At 72.3% G+C, this 17,976-nt stretch carries 12 protein-coding genes; 7 read left to right on the top strand and 5 right to left on the bottom strand.

Annotated features, from left to right (window positions below; genetic code table 11):
• Window positions 1-2: 2 nt before the first annotated feature.
• Complete coding sequence (locus ACZ52C_RS03145) at window positions 3-464, top strand: hypothetical protein (RefSeq protein ID WP_469073124.1); 462 nt, start codon at window positions 3-5, stop codon at window positions 462-464.
• Window positions 465-618: 154 nt separating this feature from the next.
• Here the strand turns inward: ACZ52C_RS03145 and ACZ52C_RS03140 are convergent, their stop codons facing one another.
• The 3 genes from ACZ52C_RS03140 to ACZ52C_RS03130 form a co-directional block, all read right to left on the bottom strand.
• A complete protein-coding gene (locus tag ACZ52C_RS03140; protein WP_469073123.1) occupies window positions 619-2,079 on the bottom strand; it encodes a glutamate synthase subunit beta in 1,461 nt (486 codons plus the stop codon).
• Window positions 2,072-6,682 (bottom strand): glutamate synthase large subunit, encoded by a 4,611-nt coding sequence (gene gltB, locus ACZ52C_RS03135; protein ID WP_469073420.1) that lies wholly within the window; start codon window positions 6,680-6,682, stop codon window positions 2,072-2,074. Before gltB ends, ACZ52C_RS03140 begins: the two co-directional genes overlap by 8 nt.
• Before the next feature lie 390 nt (window positions 6,683-7,072).
• Window positions 7,073-7,801 (bottom strand): VIT1/CCC1 transporter family protein, encoded by a 729-nt coding sequence (locus tag ACZ52C_RS03130; protein WP_469073122.1) that lies wholly within the window; start codon window positions 7,799-7,801, stop codon window positions 7,073-7,075.
• Between the two features lie 277 nt (window positions 7,802-8,078).
• Here ACZ52C_RS03130 and ACZ52C_RS03125 point away from each other — a divergent pair, with 277 nt between their 5' ends.
• From ACZ52C_RS03125 to ACZ52C_RS03100, 6 genes are all read left to right on the top strand, one after another.
• Complete coding sequence (locus tag ACZ52C_RS03125; protein ID WP_469073121.1) at window positions 8,079-9,185, top strand: ADP-ribosylglycohydrolase family protein; 1,107 nt, start codon at window positions 8,079-8,081, stop codon at window positions 9,183-9,185.
• A gap of 545 nt (window positions 9,186-9,730) precedes the next feature.
• Complete coding sequence (locus ACZ52C_RS03120; RefSeq protein WP_469073419.1) at window positions 9,731-11,062, top strand: ADP-ribosylglycohydrolase family protein; 1,332 nt, start codon at window positions 9,731-9,733, stop codon at window positions 11,060-11,062.
• Window positions 11,059-12,255, top strand: coding sequence for an ADP-ribosylglycohydrolase family protein (locus ACZ52C_RS03115; protein WP_469073120.1), 1,197 nt, complete (start codon window positions 11,059-11,061; stop codon window positions 12,253-12,255). The genes ACZ52C_RS03120 and ACZ52C_RS03115 overlap by 4 nt, the downstream gene beginning before the upstream one ends.
• Window positions 12,255-13,631, top strand: coding sequence for an ADP-ribosylglycohydrolase family protein (locus ACZ52C_RS03110; RefSeq protein WP_469073119.1), 1,377 nt, complete (start codon window positions 12,255-12,257; stop codon window positions 13,629-13,631). The genes ACZ52C_RS03115 and ACZ52C_RS03110 overlap by 1 nt, the downstream gene beginning before the upstream one ends.
• A complete protein-coding gene (locus tag ACZ52C_RS03105; protein WP_469073118.1) occupies window positions 13,628-14,845 on the top strand; it encodes a CaiB/BaiF CoA transferase family protein in 1,218 nt (405 codons plus the stop codon). The genes ACZ52C_RS03110 and ACZ52C_RS03105 overlap by 4 nt, the downstream gene beginning before the upstream one ends.
• Window positions 14,842-15,696: an HpcH/HpaI aldolase/citrate lyase family protein gene (locus ACZ52C_RS03100; RefSeq protein WP_469073117.1), complete on the top strand. Its 855-nt coding sequence runs from the start codon at window positions 14,842-14,844 to the stop codon at window positions 15,694-15,696. The genes ACZ52C_RS03105 and ACZ52C_RS03100 overlap by 4 nt, the downstream gene beginning before the upstream one ends.
• A gap of 321 nt (window positions 15,697-16,017) precedes the next feature.
• Here the strand turns inward: ACZ52C_RS03100 and lgt are convergent, their stop codons facing one another.
• Entirely contained in the window at window positions 16,018-17,022 is a 1,005-nt protein-coding gene (lgt, locus tag ACZ52C_RS03095; protein ID WP_469073116.1) for a prolipoprotein diacylglyceryl transferase, read from the bottom strand.
• Between the two features lie 118 nt (window positions 17,023-17,140).
• The gene (locus ACZ52C_RS03090; protein ID WP_469073115.1) at window positions 17,141-17,917 is read right to left on the bottom strand and encodes a thioredoxin domain-containing protein; all 777 of its coding nucleotides are present in this window, start codon (window positions 17,915-17,917) and stop codon (window positions 17,141-17,143) included.
• Window positions 17,918-17,976: the final 59 nt, after the last annotated feature.

The following is a 17,976-nucleotide window of genomic DNA, read 5'->3' as shown; positions in this document are numbered from 1 at the left end:
ACATGCCGACACCGCCTCCCCGCTTCACCTTCGAGCAGCTCTGCGACGCCGAGGACCGGGCCCAGCAGATGCGCGACCCGCACCAGCAACTCCGCCTCGCCGTCCAACAGGCGGAGGGCTACCGCACCTACCTGTCCTCGCTCACCGGACTCCTGGCAGCGGTCTTCGTCCTGAAGGGGCAGGAAGATCTGAGCAAGATGTCCGGCTGCCCGCGCTGGGCGGTGATCTCCCTGCTGATCGGCGGCTTCGCCGGATTGATCGTCGCCACCTGGCTCAGCGTCCTGGCGACCGACAGCAGACCGGGCGTCGAGGTCTACAGCGAGCCCAACCGGCTCCTGACGTACGAGAAGGAGCGCACCCGGACGGTGTGGCGGCTGGTCGAGGCGGCCCGCTGGCTCGGCCTGGCGAGCGTCGTCGCGATCGCGGCCGCCGTCGTCATCACCTGGCTGGCCCCCGGCAAGTAGACGGGTCGCGACCCGCACATGCGACGGCGCCCGCCCAGGCGTCCGGTCGGGGACTGGTGGGCAGGCGCCGTCTGTGTTCCGTACGCCGTTGTACGGGACGTGTGTGGAGGACGGTGACCCGGCGGGGGTCACCGTCCCGTGTCGGTCCGGTGGATCAGACCATCAGCGAGCGGTCCGTCGGCCGGATCGGGGCCGGCAGTTCGCTCGCGCCCGTCAGGAAGCGGTCGCAGCCGCGGGCGGCCGAGCGGCCCTCCGCGATCGCCCACACGATGAGGGACTGGCCGCGGCCCGCGTCACCGGCCACGAACACGCCCGGCACGTTGGTCTGGAAGTCGGCGTCGCGCGCGATGTTGCCGCGCTCGTCGAGGTCCAGGCCGAACTGCTCGACCAGGCCGTTCTCGCGGTCAGTGCCGGTGAAGCCCATCGCCAGGGTGACCAGCTGGGCGGGGATCTTCCGCTCCGTGCCGGCCTTCTGCGTCAGCTTGCCGTCGACGAACTCGACCTCGATGAGGTGCAGCCACTGGACGTTGCCGTCCTCGTCGCCCTCGAAGTGGGTGGTGGAGACGGAGTAGACCCGCTCGCCGCCCTCCTCGTGCGCGGAGGTGACCTTGTACAGCATCGGGAAGGTCGGCCACGGCTGGTTCGGGGCGCGGTCCTCGCCCGGCTTCGGCATGATCTCCAGCTGGGTGACGGAGGCCGCGCCCTGGCGGTGGGCGGTGCCCACGCAGTCCGCGCCGGTGTCGCCGCCGCCGATGACCACGACGTGCTTGCCCTCGGCCGTGATGGGGGGCGCCACGAAGTCGCCCTCCTGCACCTTGTTGGCGAGCGGCAGGTACTCCATCGCCTGGTGGATGCCGTTCAGCTCGCGGCCGGGCACCGGAAGGTCACGGGCGGTGGTGGCACCCGCGGCGATCACGACGGCGTCGTACCGCTTCTTCAGGTCCGTCGCCTTGAGGTCGCGGCCGATCTCGATGCCCGTGCGGAAGCGGGTGCCCTCCGCGCGCATCTGCTCGATACGGCGGTTGATGTGCCGCTTCTCCATCTTGAACTCGGGGATGCCGTAGCGGAGGAGGCCTCCGACGCGGTCCGCGCGCTCGTAGACGGCGACGGTGTGACCGGCCCGCGTCAGCTGCTGGGCGGCGGCGAGACCCGCCGGGCCCGAGCCGATGACCGCGACCGTCTTGCCGGAGAGGCGCTCCGGGGCCTGGGGCGCGACATCGCCGCTGTCCCACGCCTTGTCGATGATCGAGACCTCGACGTTCTTGATGGTGACGGCCGGCTGGTTGATGCCGAGGACGCACGCCGACTCACAGGGAGCGGGGCACAGACGGCCCGTGAACTCCGGGAAGTTGTTCGTGGCGTGCAGACGCTCCGAAGCCGCGCCCCAGTCCTCGCGGTAGGCGTAGTCGTTCCACTCGGGGATGAGGTTCCCGAGGGGACAGCCGTTGTGGCAGAACGGGATGCCGCAGTCCATGCAGCGGGACGCCTGCTTCGAGATGATCGGGAGCAGCGAGCCCGGAACGTAGACCTCGTTCCAGTCCTTCAGCCGTACGTCGACGGGGCGGGACTTGGCGACCTCGCGCCCGTGGTTCAGGAAGCCCTTCGGGTCAGCCATTGATCGCCGCCTCCATCATCTTCTCGGTGATCTCGGTCTCGGAGAGACCGGCCTGCTCGGCGGCGGCCTTGGCGGCGAGCACTGCCTTGTACGTGCTGGGGATGATCTTGCTGAAGCGGCCCACGGACACGTCCCAGTCGGCGAGCAGCTTCTCGGCGACCGTGGAGCCGGTCTCCTCGGCGTGGCGGCGCACCACGTCGTGCAGCCACTGCTTGTCGGTGTCGTCGAGGGCCTCGACGGCGCCCACGTTGCCGGCGTTGACGTTGTCGCGGTTCAGGTCGATGACGTACGCGATGCCGCCGGACATACCGGCCGCGAAGTTGCGGCCCGTCTCGCCGAGGACGACCGCGTGGCCGCCGGTCATGTACTCGCAGCCGTGGTCGCCCACGCCCTCGGACACCACCAGGGCGCCGGAGTTACGGACACAGAACCGCTCGCCCGTACGACCGCGGAGGAACAGCTCGCCGCCGGTCGCGCCGTAGGCGATGGTGTTGCCCGCGATGGTCGAGTACTCGGCGAGGTGGTCGGCGCCCCGGTCGGGACGGACGATCACCCGGCCGCCGGAGAGGCCCTTGCCGACGTAGTCGTTGGCGTCGCCCTCCAGGCGCAGCGTGACACCGCGCGGGAGGAAGGCACCGAAGGACTGGCCCGCCGAGCCGGTGAAGGTGATGTCGATGGTGTCGTCGGGGAGACCGGCGCCGCCGAACTTCTTCGTCACCTCGTGGCCGAGCATGGTGCCGACCGTGCGGTTGATGTTGCGGACCTTGACCTGGGCGCGCACCGGCTGGGCGTCGGTGGCGTCCGAGGCGGCGAGCGCGTCGGCGGCGAGCTTGATCAGCTCGTTGTCGAGCGCCTTCTCCAGCCCGTGGTCCTGCTCGATCAGCTGGTGGCGGACGGCGCCCTCGGGCAGCTCGGGCACGTGGAACAGCGGCTCCAGGTCCAGGCCCTGCGCCTTCCAGTGGTCGACCGCGCGGGTCACGTCGAGCGCCTCGGCGTGGCCGACGGCCTCCTCGATGGAGCGGAAGCCCAGCTCGGCGAGGATCTCGCGGACCTCCTCGGCGATGAACTCGAAGAAGTTCACGACGTACTCGGCCTTGCCGGAGAACCGGTCGCGCAGCGTCGGGTTCTGCGTGGCGATGCCGACCGGGCAGGTGTCCAGGTGGCAGACGCGCATCATGACGCAGCCGGAGACGACGAGCGGCGCGGTCGCGAAACCGAACTCCTCGGCGCCGAGCAGCGCGGCGATGACGACGTCACGGCCGGTCTTCAGCTGGCCGTCGGTCTGCACGACGATGCGGTCGCGCAGGCCGTTGAGCAGCAGGGTCTGCTGGGTCTCGGCGAGGCCGAGCTCCCAGGGGCCGCCCGCGTGCTTCAGCGAGGTGAGCGGCGAGGCGCCCGTTCCGCCGTCGTGGCCGGAGATGAGGACGACGTCCGCGTGCGCCTTGGACACACCGGCCGCGACCGTGCCGACGCCGACCTCGGAGACCAGCTTCACGTGGATCCGCGCCTGCGGGTTCGCGTTCTTCAGGTCGTGGATCAGCTGGGCCAGGTCCTCGATGGAGTAGATGTCGTGGTGCGGCGGCGGGGAGATCAGGCCCACGCCCGGCGTCGAGTGACGCGTCTTGGCGACCCACGGGTAGACCTTGTGGCCGGGCAGCTGACCGCCCTCACCGGGCTTGGCGCCCTGGGCCATCTTGATCTGGATGTCGTCCGCGTTGACCAGGTACTCGGAGGTCACGCCGAAGCGGCCGGAGGCGACCTGCTTGATCGACGAGCGCCGCGCCGGGTCGTAGAGACGGTCCGGGTCCTCGCCGCCCTCACCGGTGTTGGACTTGCCGCCCAGCTGGTTCATGGCGATGGCGAGCGTCTCGTGCGCCTCGCGCGAGATCGAGCCGTACGACATGGCGCCGGTCGAGAAGCGCTTGACGATCTCGGAGACCGGCTCGACCTCGTCGATCGAGATCGGCGCCCGGCCCTCGCCGGCCTTGAAGCCGAACAGGCCGCGCAGCGTCATCAGCCGCTCGGACTGCTCGTTCACGCGGTCCGTGTACTGCTTGAAGATGTCGTAGCGGCGCGTCCGGGTCGAGTGCTGGAGGCGGAAGACCGTCTCCGGGTCGAACAGGTGCGGCTCGCCCTCGCGGCGCCACTGGTACTCGCCGCCTATCTCCAGGGCGCGGTGGGCCGGCGCGATGCCGCTGACCGGGTACGCCTTGGCGTGGCGGGCGGCGACCTCCTTGGCGATGACGTCGATGCCGACGCCGCCGATCTTGGTGGCCGTGCCGTTGAAGTACTTCTCCACGAACTCGTCCGCGAGACCGACGGCCTCGAAGACCTGGGCGCCGCGGTAGGAGGCGACCGTGGAGATGCCCATCTTGGACATGACCTTCAGGACGCCCTTGCCGAGGGCGTAGATCAGGTTGCGGATGGCCTGCTCGGCCTCGATACCGGAGAGGAACGTTCCGGCGCGGACGAGGTCCTCGACGGACTCCATCGCCAGGTACGGGTTGACGGCCGCGGCGCCGAAGCCGACGAGCAGGGCGACGTGGTGGACCTCGCGGACGTCACCGGCCTCGACCAGCAGGCCCACCTGGGTGCGCTGCTTGGTGCGGATCAGGTGGTGGTGGACGGCCGCGGTGAGCAGCAGCGACGGGATCGGCGCGTGCTCGGCGTCCGAGTGGCGGTCGCTGAGGACGATCAGCCGGGCGCCGTTCTCGATGGCGGCGTCGGCCTCGGCGCAGATCTCCTCGATGCGCGCGGCGAGGGCGTCACCGCCGCCGGAGACCCGGTAGAGACCGGAGAGCGTGGCGGCCTTCATGCCGGGCATGTCGCCGTCGGCGTTGATGTGGATGAGCTTGGCCAGCTCGTCGTTGTCGATCACCGGGAAGGGCAGGGTGACGCTGCGGCACGACGCGGCGGTCGGCTCCAGGAGGTTGCCCTGCGGGCCCAGCGAGGAGCGCAGCGAGGTGACGAGCTCCTCGCGGATGGCGTCCAGCGGCGGGTTGGTGACCTGCGCGAAGAGCTGGGTGAAGTAGTCGAACAGCAGACGCGGCCGGGAGGACAGCGCGGCGATCGGCGAGTCCGTGCCCATGGAACCGATGGGCTCGGCGCCGGCCTTGGCCATCGGCGCGAGGATGACGCGCAGCTCCTCCTCGGTGTAACCGAAGGTCTGCTGGCGGCGGGTGACCGAGGCGTGGGTGTGCACGATGTGCTCACGCTCGGGCAGGTCGGAGAGCTCGATCTCGCCGGCCTCCAGCCACTCCGCGTACGGGTTCTCCGCGGCGAGCTGGGCCTTGATCTCGTCGTCCTCGATGATGCGGTGCTCGACGGTGTCGACGAGGAACATCCGGCCCGGCTGCAGACGGCCCTTGCGGACGACCTTGGCGGGGTCGATGTCGAGGACGCCGACCTCGGAGCCGAGGACGACGAGGCCCTCGTCGGTGACCCAGTAGCGGCCGGGGCGCAGGCCGTTGCGGTCGAGGACCGCGCCGACCTGACGGCCGTCGGTGAAGGTGACACAGGCCGGGCCGTCCCAGGGCTCCATCATCGTGGAGTGGAACTGGTAGAAGGCGCGGCGGGCCGGCTCCATGGAGTCGTGGTTCTCCCACGCCTCCGGGATCATCATCAGCACGGAGTGCGGCAGGGAGCGGCCACCGAGGTGGAGGAGCTCCAGCACCTCGTCGAAGGACGCCGAGTCGGAGGCGTCGGGCGTACAGATGGGGAAGATCCGGTCCAGCTTGTCCTGCGGGCCGAACAGGTCGGAGGCCAGCTGCGACTCGCGGGCCACCATCCAGTTGCGGTTGCCCTTGACCGTGTTGATCTCGCCGTTGTGCGCGACGAAGCGGTACGGGTGGGCGAGCGGCCACGACGGGAACGTGTTGGTGGAGAACCGGGAGTGCACGAGCGCGATCGCGGAGGCGAAGCGGCGGTCGGACAGGTCCGGGAAGAAGGGCTCCAGCTGGCCGGTGGTCAGCATGCCCTTGTAGACGATGGTCCGCGCGGAGAGCGAGGGGAAGTAGACGTCGACCTCGCGCTCGGCGCGCTTGCGCAGCACGAACGTCTTGCGGTCGAGGTCGATGTCCTTGGCGGGCACCGCGGCGCCGTCGGAGACGAAGATCTGGCGGAAGGCGGGCATCGTCGAGCGGGCGGTCGCGCCGAGCAGCTCGGGGGCGACGGGCACCTCGCGCCAGCCGAGGACGGTCAGGCCCTCCTCGGCGGCGATGGCCTCGATACGGGCGACGGCGTCCTCGGTGCCCTCCTCGGGCAGGAAGCCGATACCGACGGCGTACGAGCCGGCCTCGGGCAGCTCGAATCCGGCCACCTCACGGAAGAACGCGTCGGGCACCTGCGACAGGATGCCGGCGCCGTCACCCGAGTCGGGCTCCGAACCGGTCGCCCCGCGGTGCTCCAGGTTGCGCAGAACCGTGAGCGCCTGCTCGACCAGCGCATGGCTCGCCTCGCCGGTGAGGGTGGCCACGAAGCCGACGCCACAGGCGTCGCGCTCGTTGCGGGGGTCGTACATACCCTGCGCAGCAGGGCGAGCATCCATGAACGACCACTTCTGGCCATTCGTGGAGTGCTGGGACGGCTGGCGCGGCGTACGCATCGGCTCTCCCGTCGTCGTCATCTGGCATATGCAATTGCCGAGGGACGACGCTGGCCCTCTGCGTAAGGTGCAAAATTTCGTGCAGGTTACATGATGGAACGATTCTCGGGAAGCGGATACTTCGTCCCAACATGCGGACGCCACGGCGCGGAGGGGGTGGCCGCACGCGGTGGCGTGATCGAACGCGATCAAGGGGGAGCCGACCGGACAGATCTGTGTCGGTCGACCGGGGCGCAGGAGGCGTCGTCGCCCACTACTTCAGGGTGCTTCAGATGCTTGACGGGCGTCGTTGCCCGCGGCGCTTACGGCTCATGCCCAGCGGTTAAGCATTCGAAACCGCCTGGTAACGACTACTTATGCGGTCCCATGCATACGTAGCCATCCGATCCATCATACGGCCGCCCCGAACAGACTGCCCAGGGCGTACGTCACACCCGCCGCGGCACCCCCGAGAGCCAGCTGCCGCAGCCCGCTGAACCACCAGGTTCTGGCCGTCACCCTGGCCACCACGGCACCACACCCGAAGAGCCCGACGAGCGCCACCAGCACCGCGGGCCACAGCGCGCTCGCGCCGAGCAGATACGGCAGCACGGGCAGCAGGGCTCCCAGCGCGAACGAGCCGAAGCTCGACACGGCGGCGACCAGGGGCGAGGGCAGATCGCCGGGGTCGATGCCCAGCTCCTCGCGCGCATGGATCTCCAGGGCCTGTTCGGGGTCGCGCGAGAGCTGCCGCGCGACCTCCCGGGCGAGCCCCGGCTCAACCCCGCGGCTCTCGTAGAGCGCGGCGAGCTCCTCCTCCTCGTCCTTGGGGTGCTTGCGCAACTCCCGCCGCTCGACGTCGAGTTCGGCCTGCACCAGCTCGCGCTGCGAGGCCACGGAGGTGTATTCGCCGGCGGCCATGGAGAAGGCCCCGGCGGCGAGTCCCGCGAGCCCGGCGACGACGACCGCCTCCCGCCCCGCCGTTCCGCCGGCGACACCGGTCATCAGTGCCAGGTTGGACACGAGCCCGTCCATCGCCCCGAACACGGCGGGCCGCAGCCAGCCGCCGTTCACGTCCCGATGGGTGTGGTTGTCCCGGTGCGCCTCGTGCAACGCGGCCTCGGTGTCGATGATCGCCACGATCAAGCCCCTTTCCTCACGTCGAACGTACGCTCGGAAAATCGCTTCTGCCAGCAAGGAAGGCCGTACTTACCTGGGTCGACGCCTGTTCGAGAAACGGCTGCCGCTCATTCGTACAGGGCTCTGCACAGATGTCGACCGGGTGATACACGGGCGTTCCGCGCGCCGCCGAGGCACCCGATGTGGGAGAGATCTTCCCAGCGAAAGCTGACACATCTTGAGAGCGGATCAACTGCCCACCGGGCCGGACCTGCCCACGGGCCAGAGAGGCGACCGTATGCCTTCCATCGCCTGCATTCCCTCGGTCCCGGCGCCCGGGGACGCCGCCGAACTGCGCGAACGGGCGCGGGGGGCCATGCTCGGGCTCGCCGTCGGGGACGCGCTGGGGGCGCCCGCCGAGAACATGAAACCCTCCGAGATCCGCGCGCGCTGGGGGCGCATCACCGGGTATGTCGCCGAGCGCCCCTCGGGCACGGACGACACCGAGTACGCGATCTTCTCCGGGCTGCTGCTGGCCCGCCACGGCTCGGCGCTCACCGTCACCCATGTGGAGACGGCCTGGCACCAGTGGATCGCGGACCGGGACGAGGGCCCGTTCCGGGGCGCCGGCTTCAGCGAGCGCGGCACCCTGGAGAACCTCCGCCGGGGCCTCGCCGCGCCGATCTCCGCCCAGCACCGGCACGCCTGGAGCGACGGGCTCGCCATGCGCGCCGCCCCCTTCGGCGTCTTCGCGGCGGGCCGCCCGGCCGAGGCCGCCCGGCTGGTCGCCGTCGACGGCTCGGTCAGTCACGACGGCGAGGGCATCTACGGCGGCCAGGCGGTCGCGGCGGGCGTGGCGGCGGCGATGGCGGGCGCGCCGACGATCGCGGTCGTGGCCTCCGCGCTCGCCGTGATCCCCGACGACTCCTGGACGGCACGCTCCCTGCGCCGGGCCGTCGCCGTCGCCCACCGGGGCGAACGCGCGGTCCGCTCCGCCGTCGTCATCGGCGGCTACCCCTGGACCGACCTCGCCCCCGAAGCCGTCGCCCTCGCCTTCGGCGCCTACGCGGCGGCGGACGGCGACTTCACCGAGTCGGTACTGACCGCGGTGAACATGGGGCGCGACGCCGACACGACCGCCGCGGTCGCCGGCGCGCTGGCCGGCGCGACCCGGGGAGCGTCGTCGATCCCGGCCGACTGGGCCGCCGCGATCGGCCCGGCGAGAGGCAGCTGCCTGCCCTCCATGGCCGGCCACCACGTCCTGGACGTGGCCGAACTCCTGGTCCCCACCGAGGGCGGCAAATGGGCCACGGGCACGGCCCTCTTCCCCCACGGCGACAGCCCGCTGACGCCCCCGACCCCCTTCACCCTCGCCCCGGCCGACACGACGGAGACCCCCGCATGACCCCACCGACCCCGTGGGACGACACGACCCCCACGTCCCCGTCCTCGCCGTACGAGGAGCCACCCGCGAGGCCGCCGACCAGCCCGCGCGAGACCTCGACGGGGACGACACCGCAAGCGACACCGGCCGCGCCGACGGACACTCCCGACATCAGCGAGCGACACCTCCTAGCGGAGCCGATCGAGCACACCCTCCCGAACACACCGAAGCCGACCGTCCCCGCCCCCCTCACGGCCAACCCCGCACCCGCCACCGAACCGCTCGCCCTCGCACCGATGCCCGACCCCACACCACTCGGCCCCGCTCCCACGCCCACGCCCGACAGCTCACCCCTCACCCCCGTGCCCACGCCGTACTCCGCACCCCTCACCCTCACCCCCGCGCCCGCGCCCGCGCCCGCGCCCGACAGCTCACCCCCCGCGCCCGCGCCCGTGCCCGTGCCCGACAGCTCACCCCTCACCCCCGTGCCCACGCCCGACCCCGCGTCTCTCGACACCGCACCTGTCGGCCTCGCGCCCCCGACCGAACTGCTGACCCCCGCCCCCATGACCGAACCGCCGCTCGCCCCCGAGCGCTTCGCGCCCGCTCGCCCGGTCTCGGCGAAGCCGCTCACCCACGGAGCGGTGGCCGCCGGCGGTGGGGGCGCCCCACCGGGGCCACCCGCAGTCGACGACGAAGGTCGCACGGGCGGTGCGGGTGGGAGAACGGAAGCCGATGGCGGAGCCGAGGCCTCCGGGGCCCGCACCCCCCGCCGTATCGAGGGCCTCCTCCTCGGCCTCGCCGCGGGCGACGCCGCCGGCTGGCCCGCCGCCCGCCACCGCGCCGCCCGCATGCCGGAGTGGACCCGCCGCCTCACCCGCGAGCTGGACACCTTCGCCGAGCAGAACGCCACCACCACCCTCCCCGTCCCCATCGCCCTCAACCAACCCCCCGAGCCCCTCCGCCTAGGCCCCTCCGACGACGCGGAGTGGGCGGCCTTCGCCGCCGAGGCCCTCCTCCGCGCGGGCGACGCCGCCGCCCTCGGCGACCTCAGCCTGGAGCGCCGTACCCGCGCCTCCATCGACCTCTCCTGGAACGCCGTCGCCAGCGAGATCGCCGCCGCCGCCGAACGCGCCCCCGAGGTCGAGTCCGCCGTGCTCCCCCTGCGCGCCCGTATCTCCGTACGCGCCGGCCTCGGCAACCTCGCCACCGGCCTGCGCCCACCCGCCACCGGCCACGACAACCCGCACTACTTCGACGACGCGGCCTGCGTCCGCGCCTGCGTCCTGGCGGTGGCCCACCCGGGCGACCCCCGACGCGCCGCCGACCTCGCCGAGTTCGACGCCCGCTACACCCAGGACGGCGACGGCGTGCACGGCGCCCGCGCGATGGCCGCGGCGCTCGCGCTGGCGCTCAGCGGCGCGGATGTCGACGACTGCGCCGCCGCGGCCCTGGCCGAACTCCCGGCCGAGACGGAGATCGGCCGCAACGCCCGCCACGCCCTCGACCTCGCCCACCGCCACAAAAACGAAGGAACATTCGCTCTGATCCCGCTCCTCGAACACCAGATCGTCGACCATGTCTACAGCTACGGCATCGCCGCCGCCGAGACCGTCCCCGTGGCCCTCGCCCTGGCCACCGCCGCCCAGGGCCGGATCGCCGAGGCCGTCCCCGCCGCCGCCTGCCTCTCCCGGGTCGCCGACTCCGCCCCGGCCCTCGCCGGCGCCCTGACCGGAGCACTCGGCGGCGGCGCCGCCATCCCCGACACCTGGCGGGACGCCTGCCGCACCCTCTCCGGCTGCGCCCTCCCCCGCCTCACCGGCACCGACCTCGTCCACCTCGCCGAACTTCTCGGTACAGCGGAACTCCCCACCACCCCCGGCGTTAGCCGGGCATGACGCCCGCATCGCATCCCGCACCCGTCCCGGCACCCGCCCCCGCGGCCGGGCCGGACGCCACGCTCGACGAACGCATCGCCGGCGCCCTCGTCGGCGCCGCCGTGGGCGACGCCCTCGGCGGCCCGGTGGAGGGCTACACCCCGGAGCAGATCCTCGAACGCCACGGCGGCCGTGTGCACGGTGTCGTCGGCCCGTGGAACGGCGACGAGTGGCGCACCGCCCGCCCCATCGCCCCGTACCACAAGGGCGACGGGCACGTCACCGACGACACCCTGATGACCCATGCGCTCGTCCGGGTGTACGACCGCGTGCGCGACCACCTCGACGCGTACGCCGTCGCCGAGCACCTGGTGCCGGACATGATGACGACCCCGCGCTGGATCCCCGAGCTGGAGGCCGAGGCCCTCCCCCTCCAGCGGGTCTTCCTCGCCGAGAAGTGGCTGGTGGCCCGGATCCACTACGGCCACATCGACCCCCGCGAGGCCGGCACCGGCAACATCGTCAACTGCGGCGCCGCGATGTACATGGCCCCCGTCGGCCTGGTCAACGCGGCCGACCCGCACGGCGCGTACGCCGAGGCGCTCGATGTCGCGGGCGCCCACCAGTCGTCGTACGGCAGGGAGGCGGCGGGCGTCTTCGCGGCGGCGGTCGCCGCGGCGTGCACGCCGGGCGCGACGGCGGAGTCGGTCATCGAGGCCTGCCTCGCCCTGGCGAAGGACGGCACCCGCGCGGCGATCGAGTCAATGTGCGAAGTGGCCCGCCGGCACTCGGACTTCGAGTCGGCGCTACGGCCGCTGCGCGAGGCGGTCACCCCGTTCGACACGGTCGGCCCCGACTACCGCGCCCCCTCCCTCGGCGCCCGCCGCCCCTCCCGCCTGCACGCGATCGAGGAACTCCCCGTCGCGCTCGGCATGTTGCTCGTGGCCCGCGGCGATTACCGCCATGCCGTGCTGGGTTCGGTGAACTACGGCCGCGACTGCGACTCCATCGCCACCATGTCCGGAGCCCTCGCCGGCGCGCTGGGCTCCGAGGTCCCGTCGGACTGGGCCAAGACGGTGGCGGAGGCTAGCCGCCTGGACCTGCACGCGCCCGCCAGGACGTTGACCGACGTAGCGCTCCAGATCCACACCCAGGACGTCCGTCGACGCCGCGCCCACGAGTCGGCCTTCACCGCCCTGGTCCCCGTCCGGTGATGCCCCTGCGTCTGACCTGGGTGCAGCCCGAGGACCTCCTCGGCCACGAACTCCACCAGGCCCGCCAGGACGGCCGCGAGCCGTCGGCCGTCGCCGCCCGCTGGCGGACGGCGGGCGGCCCCCCGGCCCCCCTCCGCGCCGGCGCCTCCCCCACCCCAGCCTCCCCCTACCTCCGGCAACTGGCCGAAGACCTCCTCGACGAACTGGCGGACCTGCCCAGTGGTTTGACGGAGGACGAGCCGACGGCCCTGCCCGGAATCAAGGCCCTGTGCCCGAACTGGCCCACGCGCCCGACCCGGCCCACGCACCCCACCCCGGCCACCTACGCACCCCGCCTGGAAGCCGCCTGGCTCGGCCGCGCCGCCGGCTGCCTCCTCGGCAAACCCGTCGAGAAACTCCCCCTCCACGCCATCCGCCGGCTCGCCGCCGCCACCGGCAACTGGCCCCTCACCACCTGGTTCACCGCCCGAGGCGTCCCCCCGGAACTCCTCACGGCCCACCCCTGGAACCGCCGCTCGGCCCCCACCTCCCTCGCCGAGAACATCGACGGCATGCCCGAGGACGACGACCTCAACTACCCCCTCCTCAACCTCCTCCTCCTGGCCCGTCACGGCCGGGAGTTCACCACCGCCGACGTGGCCGGCCTCTGGCTCGACGAACTGCCCGCGGGCCGCACCTTCACCGCCGAGCGCGTCGCCTACCGCAACCTCCTCACCGGCATCGAGCCACCCCGCACCGCCCGCCACCGCAACCCGTTCCGCGAATGGATCGGCGCCCTGATCCGCGCCGACGTCCACGGCTGGACCAACCCCGGCGACCCGGCCGCCGCGGCCGAACAGGCCCACCGGGACGCCACCCTCACCCACACCGCCAACGGTGTCTACGCGGCGATGTTCATCGCGGCCACCGTCGCCGAGGCGGCCACCGGCACCCACGACGTCCACCAGTGCCTGCGCACCGGCCTGACAGTCGTCCCCCCGAACTCCCGTCTCGCGCGAGCGATCACCCACGCCCTCCGACTCACCGCCGAGATCAGGGACTTCGACACGGTCGTCGACGAACTCCACGCCACCTACGCCGACCACCACTGGGTCCACGCCGTCCCCAACACCGCCCTGCTCACCGCCGCCCTCACCCACGCGGACGGCGACTACACGGCCTCCATCTGCCGTGCGGTGTCCGGCGGTTGGGACACCGACTCCAACGGCGCGACGGCCGGCTCCATCGCGGGCCTGCTGGCCGGCTCCCCGGAGGCGCTCCCCGACCGCTGGACCGCCCCCCTCAAGAACCGCCTGGCCACCTCGATCGCCGACTTCAACGGCATCGGCTTCGACACCCTGGCCCACCTCACCCTCCGGGAGACCCACCGCCCATGACCCAGGCGCCACCCCCGCCCCAGGCGTACGCCCCTCCGCTCGGGCACCTCCGCGTCCTCGACCTCGCCACCCTCTTCGCGGGCCCCCTCGCCGCCACGATGCTCGGCGACTTCGGCGCGGAGGTCATCAAGGTCGAGCACCCCACGAAACCGGACCCGTCCCGGGGCCACGGCCCCTCGAAGGACGGCGTGGGCCTGTGGTGGAAGCTGCTGGGCCGCAACAAGCGCACCCTGACGCTCAACCTCTCCACCCCCGGCGGCCGGTCCACCCTGCTGCGCCTCGCAGCCACCGCCGATGTGATCATCGAGAACTTCCGCCCCGGCACCCTGGAGAAATGGGGCCTGGGCTGGGAGGAGCTGTCGGCGGCGAACCCCGGTCTGGTCCTCGCCCGCGTCACCGGCTTCGGCCAGTTCGGCCCGTACGCGCACCGCCCCGGCTTCGGCACCCTCGCCGAGGCCATGAGCGGGTTCGCCGCGATCACCGGCGAACCGGACGCCCCACCGGTCCTGCCGCCCTTCGGCCTCGCCGACTCGATCGCGGGTCTGGCGACGGCGTACGCGGTGATGACGGCGCTCGCGGCGCGTGACCGCACCGGACAAGGGCAGACGGTCGACATGGCGATCATCGAGCCGATCCTCACCGTCCTCGGCCCCCAGCCCCTCTGGTACGACCAGCTGGGCCACGTCCAGCCCCGTACGGGCAACCGGTCCGCGAACAACGCGCCCCGCAACACCTACCGCACGGCGGACGGTTCCTGGGTGGCCGTGTCCACCTCGGCCCAGTCGGTCGCGGAACGCGTGATGCGCCTGGTGGGACGGCCCGAGCTGATCGACGAGCCCTGGTTCGGTTCGGGCGCGGAGCGGGCCCGGCACACGGACGTCCTGGACGAGGCGGTCGGCGCGTGGATCGCCCGTCACACCCGGGAGGAGGTGATCGAGGCGTTCGAGAAGGCGGAGGCGGCGGTGGCCCCCGTCCAGGACGTACGGGAGGTGATGACCGACCCCCAGTACCGCGCCCTGGACACCATCACCACCGTCGACGACCCCGAACTCGGCCCCCTGCGTATGCAGAACGTCCTCTTCCGGCTCTCCACCACCCCCGGCTCGATCCGCTGGGCGGGCCGTCCGCACGGCGCCGACACGGACGCCGTCCTGACCGAACTGGGCCTGTCGGAGCCGGAGATCGAGACCCTCCGCCGGGAGGGCGCCCTGTGACCCCGCCGTCGCCGAGGCCCTTCCCCCTGACCTGGCTGTACGCCCCCGGCGATCGCCCTGAGGTGGTCACCAAGGCCCTGGCCTCCGGCGCGGAGGTGGTGATCGTGGACCTGGAGGACGCGGTGGCCCCCGACCGCAAGGCCTACGCCCGCGCGGCCACCGCCGAACTCCTCTCGACCGCGCCGCCCGTGCCGGTCCATGTCCGCGTCAACGCCCTGGACACCCCGGACGCCGGGAAGGACCTCGAAGCCCTCGCCCCGCTCCCCGGCCTGTCGGCCCTCCGCCTCCCCAAGATCACGTCCCCCGACGAGGTGGCGGAGGTCGCCGAACGCACCGCGCCGGCGGACGGAGGAGCGATCCCCCTCTATGCCCTCCTCGAATCGGCCCTGGGCGTGGAACGGGCGTACGACATCGCCACCGCGCACCCCGCCCTGCGAGGCATCGCCCTCGGCGAGGCGGACCTCCGCGCCGACCTGGCCGTCAGCGACGACCGGGCCCTCGACTGGCCGCGCTCCCGGGTGATCCTCGCCGCGCGTGCCGCCGGCCTGCCGTCGCCAGCGCAGTCGATCTACCCGGACACGCGGGACCTGGAGGGCCTGGCGGCCACCTCCGCGCACGGCCGTGCGCTGGGGTTCCTGGGCCGCGCCGCCATCCATCCGCGCCAGCTGCCGGTGATCGAACGCGCCTACACCCCGACTCCCCAGGAGGTGGAGTCGGCCGAGCGGACCCTCAGGGCGGCGGCCAGCATGGCCGGGGCCCAAGCTCTTCCCGACGGGCACTTCATCGACCCGGCCGTGGTCGCGGCGGCTCGCAGGACCCTGACCCTTGCGGCCCGCCCCAGCAGGCTTTGATCGCCCCCGCCGCCCCTACCCGTCCCATCCCATCCCAGGGGCTGCGCCCCTTCGACCCCCAGACGTCCGCCCGGTGGGGGCTTCTCGCGCAGTTCCCCGCGCCCCTGAGAAGCAGGGGCTGCGCCCCGTGCTTTTCAGGGCCGTCGCCGGTCGCCTTTCAGGGCCGCGGGGGCCGGGTCTTTCAGGGGCGCGGGGAACTGCGCGAGAAGCCCCACCGGACCCGCACCCGACGACGCACCCCACTCCCCCCGAACCAAAAACCCACCCGCCCCCGAAGGGACAGGTGGGCAGGCACCACAGCAACCGAACCGACGGTCGCGGTCAGCTCTTCTCCGCCGACTCGGGCTCCTTCTTCACGCCCCCACCGCCGGAGGCCCCCGCGTCCTTCTTCTTCTCGGCCTCAGCCTTGGCCGAAGACTCCTCCGACCCCGACCCCGACCCCGACCCCGACTCAGGCTCAGGCTTCGCGTCCTCGACCGCGGCAGCCCCCTCGTCCCCGTCACCGTCGGAGACACCCGGCTCGACGATCTCCTCGCGCCCCGGCCGCTTCCGGGCCGACAGGACGATGTAGATCACGGCGAGGACGAAGACGAACAGCGCGGTCCAGTTGTTGAGGCGCAGCCCGAGGATGTGGTGGGCCTCGTCGACCCGCATGTACTCGATCCAGAACCGCCCCGCGCAGTACGCGGCGACATACAGCGCGAACGCCCGCCCGTGCCCGAGCTTGAACCGGCGGTCCGCCCAGATGACGAGCAGCGCGACGCCGATGCACCACAGCGACTCGTAGAGGAAGGTCGGGTGGTACGTGCCCGGCAGCCGCCCGTCCGTGGAGGACGTGATCTCCACGGCCCACGGAAGATCCGTCGGCTTCCCGTACAGCTCCTGGTTGAACCAGTTGCCCCAGCGTCCGATCGCCTGTGCGAGGGCGATGCCGGGCGCGACGGCGTCGGCGTAGGCGGGCAGCGGGATGCCGCGTCGGCGGCAGCCGATCCACGCCCCCACCGCACCGAGGGCGATCGCGCCCCAGATGCCGAGTCCGCCTTCCCAGACCTTGAAGGCGTCCACCCAGTCACGGCCCTCGCTGAAGTACAGCTCGTAGTCCGTGATCACGTGGTAGAGCCGCCCGCCGACCAGGCCGAAGGGCACGGCCCAGACGGCGATGTCGGCGACCGTTCCGGCCCGTCCGCCCCGCGCGACCCAGCGTTTGTTGCCGAGCCAGACGGCTACGAAGACACCGATGATGATGCAGAAGGCGTAGCCGCGCAGCGGGACGGGACCGAGGTACAGCACCCCGCGCGACGGGCTGGGAATGTAGGCAAGTTCCATGGCAGGGTCGACGCTACCCTGCCGGGCCCGGCCGACGGCAGGCGGCCCGGCAACGGGTGCATAACGCCGTACCGTTGCCGCCTTGACACCCCACGGCCCCCGCCAGACACCCCCGGCCTCACCCGGCGGCTCGCGCCTCCACCATCTGCTTCAGCTTGGCGGGGGTCATGGACTGGTCCGCGTAGATGTTGGTGCCGTTGAGGAAGACGCTCGGCGTGCCGGAGAAGCCGCCCTTCTGGAAGGCCTCGTTCGACTTGGCGACCCAGCTGTTGTGCTTGCCGTCCTCGACGCAGGTGCGGAAGGCGGCGGTGTCCAGCCCGTCCACCTTCTTCGCCAGGTCGAGGAGCTTGGTCTCGTTCGCGAAGGCGTCGTCCGTCTCGGGCGGCTGGTTCTGGTAGAGCACGTCGTGGTAGGCGGGGAACTTGCCCTCGTTCTGCGCGCACGCGGCGGCGCCCGCGGCCTCGCGGGAGCCGCTGCCGCCCATGTTGCCGTCGATCAGGGTGGCGAGGTGGTACTCGACCTTCAGCTTCCCGGCCGCGGTCAGCTCGTGGATCGTCGAGCGATAGGCGTCCTCGAAGGACTTGCAGGCCGGGCAGCGGAAGTCCTCCCACACGGAGAGGGTCGACCTGGCGCCGGCGTCACCGACGGGGATCGCGAGGCTGTCCTCGCCGTTCGCCCCCGAGGGCGCGACGACCGGGCCCGAGGCGTCGGACTCGTCGTCCTTGCCCGCGTTCGCCGCCACGACGCCGATCACGGCGGCCAGCCCCAGTACGCAGACCACGGAGGCGCCCACAATCAGCACCCGACGGCGCTTCTCTGCGGCCTTCTGCTTCTCGCGCTCCTCCGCCAGCCGTTCCCGGGCGGTGCGCTTTCCCTCACGGTTCTTCTCGCTCACATCCCGCAGAACGAACCGGGGAGGCGCTCAGCGCCTCCCCGATCCCACTTCCACCCGTT

Source organism: Streptomyces sp. NPDC034049, assembly GCF_055575575.1.
The sequence above is the reverse complement of the archived record's forward strand: the minus strand, read 5'-3'. Positions and strand labels throughout refer to the sequence as shown.